Annotated in this window: 2 protein-coding genes, 1 tRNA gene and 1 pseudogene; 2 read left to right on the top strand and 2 right to left on the bottom strand. The window is 71.8% G+C overall.

Annotation, left to right across the window (positions count from 1 at the left end; translation table 11 throughout):
• Nucleotides 1-286: 286 nt before the first annotated feature.
• Nucleotides 287-1,402 carry a substrate-binding domain-containing protein gene (locus RIF68_RS28880; protein WP_309054234.1) on the bottom strand — a complete coding sequence of 372 codons (1,116 nt, stop codon included), beginning with the start codon at nucleotides 1,400-1,402 and terminating at the stop codon, nucleotides 287-289.
• Nucleotides 1,403-1,697: 295 nt separating this feature from the next.
• Between RIF68_RS28880 and RIF68_RS28875 the strand changes: the two genes are divergently transcribed.
• On the top strand, nucleotides 1,698-2,798 hold the full coding sequence (locus RIF68_RS28875) for a cellulase family glycosylhydrolase (RefSeq protein ID WP_309054233.1): 1,101 nt from the start codon (nucleotides 1,698-1,700) through the stop codon (nucleotides 2,796-2,798).
• Nucleotides 2,799-2,929: 131 nt separating this feature from the next.
• On the opposite strand, the gene RIF68_RS28870 is transcribed toward RIF68_RS28875, so the two are convergent.
• Nucleotides 2,930-3,003 (bottom strand) — tRNA-Pro (locus tag RIF68_RS28870).
• Nucleotides 3,004-3,248: 245 nt separating this feature from the next.
• On the opposite strand from RIF68_RS28870, the pseudogene RIF68_RS28865 reads away from it, so the two are divergent.
• Nucleotides 3,249-4,278: pseudogene (locus tag RIF68_RS28865) on the top strand (hypothetical protein); the annotation flags it as partial.

Raw genomic sequence — 4,278 nt, 5'->3', positions numbered from 1 at the left:
TACTCCTCCTGGGGTCCGGGCGAGACGGCGGTCATGTGCTGGTGACAGCACGGGCCGTCACACCGGAAGGGGAGCGCCGCAGACCGGCGCCGGGGGAGCGGTCGGGCGCGTTGCCTTCGGGGGAGGGAAACGCGCCCGGCCGCGCGAGGCCGGGTCCGCCGCACGGGGGTCGGCGGACCCGGCTCTCGCGACTGAGGGGTTGGGCGGCTTCCGACAGCCCGGCCCGGCCGGGCCGACGGGCCACCCGCTGACCCCGCTCGGAGACGCCGGCCGCTGATCGCCGCCGCTACGGCGTCCCCGGTTGCGCCACGGCGCCGCAGGATCCGCGGACCACCACGTTCGGCCAGAGCTCCAGCCGGTGGACCGGCCGCTCCTCGCCCACCTCGGCCGCCTTCGCCAGCGCCAGTTCCGCCGCGAGCACGCCGAGGCGGTGCTTCTGCGGCCTCACCGCGGTCAGCGGCGGGTCGGACGCCGCTCCGATCTCATCGTCGTAGGTCACGACGGCCAGATCGTCCGGAACGCCGACACCCAGTTCGCGGCCCTGCTCGATCAGGCCGATGGCCTCACGGTCGGAGTGCACCAGCAGCGCCCGCACTCCGAGAGCACGACAGCGCTTCAGCACGTCCGTGTACGCCTCCGGCCACCCCGGAGAACCGTAGGAGGGCACTTCGATGTCGAGCCCTTCATGGGACTCGAGTCCCAGCACGTCCACCGCGTCCCGCCATCCGGTGCGCAGCGCCCTGCTCGTAGGGCTCCGGCGGGTGGTGATCAGCGCGATGCGGTGGTGCCCCAGGGTCACGAGATGGCGCACGGCCAGGCCGGCGCCGAGCGCGTGGGCGGTCGTGACGGCGTCCAGGGCGAGGGTGGCCAGTTCCTGGGGCGGGCGGCGCTCGACGAGGACGACGGGCACGGTGAGCGAGCGGAGCCAGCGCAGCAGATCCATGGCGGAGTCACCGACCGTGGCGGGGGCGACGAGAAGCGCCCGCACACCCCGTTCGAGGAGTGCGCTGACCTGTCGCCGGTCCTCGGCCGGCTCGTCCCAGCGCGAGGCCCGCATGACGAGTCTGCCCCGGGCGGTGGCCACCGCGGTGTGCGCGCCTTGGATGACGGGAGGCCAGTAGTACTCGACCGAGGGCACCACCATGCCCACCAGGGCCTGGGACGCCATCGGCCCGAACGCTCCGGGAGCTCCGTCCCGCACCGGGGGCGTCCGCGTCCGGTGCGGGAGGGCGACCCCGCCGTGCACGCGCTGCACCAGACCCCGGTCCGCCAGCAGCGTCACGTCACGGCGCACCGTCACGGGGGTGACGCCCAGCTGTTCCACCAGATCCGCCAGACGCACCATGCCGTGCCTGCGTACGGCAGCGAGGATCCGCTCCTGACGCTCGGCCGCCAACAACATCACGGGCACCCCCCGAGCCGTGCCCGCGAAGGCAGGGCAGTCGCTCCCGGTGATTGACTCGGAACGGTCCTGATCGTTTCGCTACGGCAGAGCAGGGACCGGCTCCGCGCTCACCCACGACACGCTGCCGCGCCGCGGACGGACGGTCCCATCAACCGTAACTCTTCTGATCGATTCTGTTCGCTTCTTCCGGAGCTTATTGCTGCCGAGGACGACGGCTGCTTCCTTGACTCAGGCCACACGCGCAAGCCGTCTCAGTGATGACACTCCCCCCACTCACTCACGGAGGAGAGCCGTGTCCCATCTCCCGTCGCAGTCGAGTCCCCGGACCGTCGGCCGCCCGGCCCCTTCCCCACACCGCCGCCACGCGGTGCGCGGCCTGCTCGCCGCGCTGCTGACGGCGGCGATCGCCGTCCCCGTCGCCGGCCCGGCGGGCGCGTCGCCGGCACTCCCCGCCGCGGACGCGGCCGGCTTCAAGGGCGTGAACTGGGCCGTTCCGGGCGACAACTTCGTGGAGGGCCCCGTCGTCCCCGAAGGGCTCGCCGAGTCCGACAGCTACCGGGTCGTGAAGGCCAAGGCCCGCAGGATCTACCGCGAGTTCAAGCGCACCTCGGGCGCCGACACCGTACGCCTGCCCATCAACACCCACTCCGTTCCCGGAACCAGGTGGGGCGACGCGTACGCGGGCGCCGTCGACGCCGCGGCCGGCGCGGGGTTCAAGGTCATCCTCTCCTACTGGGAGGACGACGCCGCCTCCGGCGGCAGGATCGACGACATGGCCGCCTTCGACACCATGTGGGACTCCGTCATCGACGCGTACGGTGCCAGGCCCAACGTGTACTTCGAGCCCATGAACGAGCCCCACGGCTACTCCGCGGCGGACTGGGCCGACATCGTGGCCGACTGGATCTCGGACCGGCCGAGAGTTCCCAGGAACCGGATCATCGTCAGCGGCAGCGGATACAACGGCGACGTCACCTCCGTCTGCGCCGACGACCGCCTGGACGGGACCCACCTCTCCCTCCACCTGTACGCCTTCCAGTTCGGGGAGAAGACCTATGACGAGTGGATCAGCGAGTTCGACAAGCGGATCGGCGACTGCGGCGAGCGCACCGTACTGGACGAGTTCGGCGCCCCCATGGACGACGGCCGCGACTACAACGACGCCTCCGGCGACGACAACTTCGTCCGCTATCTGCGGGCCGCCACCGAAACGGTCCGCGCCCACGACATGGGCGCCGTCTACTGGCCGGCGCTCGGCGGAAAGCACACGTACCGCCCCGACCACGACTGGTACTCCCTCTACGCCCTCGAAGGCAGCGGCACCGACCTGACCCTGCGCGTGCGCAACACCACGGCCATCGACCGGCTCGCGTACGCCTGGGGTCGCGACTGAACGACCGCCACGGGCACGCCGGAACGGCGGACGGGCGACCTGCACGCCAGAGGTGTGCCTGGTCCCCGGCAATGACCGAGGGCCGGTCTCGGAAACCTCCGAAACCGGCCCTGACCCGCGACCGTCTCCAGTCGGGACGACAGGATTTGAACCTGCGACCCCTTGACCCCCAGTCAAGTGCGCTACCAAGCTGCGCCACGTCCCGTGAATGCGCAGGTCAATCCTACCGTATGTCCGGATGTGGGCGTCACCGGCCCGGCTTTCTCTCATGCGGTCGGCGAGCTACGGGACGGGCTCGGCCGGGCAGGGTGACGCCGGACCTCGCGGCGGCCCGCGTCGGTCGCGAAACACGTTCGTGTACCAATGTCCGCCAAAGCCTGGTCCCTTGCCCTCGCGCGCACTAAGTTTCCCGACTGTCCCTTACGTCTGACCGGTCACCGGGGGGCGCTGATGACAGACGGGGAACTGGACGGGTACGGGCAGCTGCTGCGCTTCTTCGTGCCCAGGGCCGTCGGGCTGGACGCCCGGGGCCGGGGCACGCGCCCGGCCTACCCGCTCGGTGCGCCGGTGATCCGGATCCACGGAGGACGCGGGACCGGCAGGACCGCGGTGTGCCAGAAGCTGCACGACACGTACGTCAACCGGCTGCACGTCGCCAAGTGGCCGATGACCGACCGGGTACCTCGGCCGGCGACCGGCGAGGGGCTGCTCGCCTCCCGTCCGCTGGCCGCGCTCGCCTGGCTCGTCCATGAACTCAACGCCGACGTGCCGAAGTACGGCCGCATCCCGTTCCCGCGCTTCACCTACGGCCTGCTCACCGTGGTCGCTCTGGAAGAGTCGCCGCCGGACGCGACTTCTGCCGGGGCCGGGCACGACGGTCCGTCGCTGGCCGATCTGGCGAACTTCGAGGAGAAGCGGCAAGCGGTGGTGGGGGCGCTGACCGGCACCCCGAACGAGGCCACCGTACGGCAGCGCTTCAGAGCCCTGGTCGAAGCGGCGGTGCCCCTGGTCCGGTGGATTCCGCTGCTGACTCCGCTGGAGGACCTGATCCGGGAGGTGCTCCAGCAGGTCCTCGCCGGTGGCGGCCGGGGCCGCCGTGGACTCGACCCGGCGGCGCTGCGCTGGTGGGAGGAGCAGCCGCTCGGCGTCCCGGACATCGGGATCGAGCGGCTGCTGCGCTACGCGCAGTACCTGAGCTACCAGTTGCCCGCGCGGGCCCGTGACGACCTGGAGCAGCGGCTGGCGGCGGCCTTCCTCGCGGACATCGACGCCTACCACGGACAGCGCCACCTCTTCCGCCGCCCCCGTCCGCTGATCATCCTGGACGACACCCACACGGCCGACGGTGAACGTCTCTTCCGGCTGCTGCTGAGCGCGTACGCCGCGGCCGGGGGGCCGGGAAATGCCCGGGGCGCGGAGGTGAGCCGGCCGGTGATCGTCGCCACCCGGCTCGGTCCGGCCGGGGACCTCGGCCGGCCCC

It is taken from the genome of Streptomyces sp. (assembly GCF_031178505.1).
Classification (GTDB): domain Bacteria; phylum Actinomycetota; class Actinomycetes; order Streptomycetales; family Streptomycetaceae; genus Streptomyces; species Streptomyces gulbargensis.
Note: the sequence above shows the minus strand (reverse complement) of the source record. Positions and strands in the feature narration are given on the sequence as shown.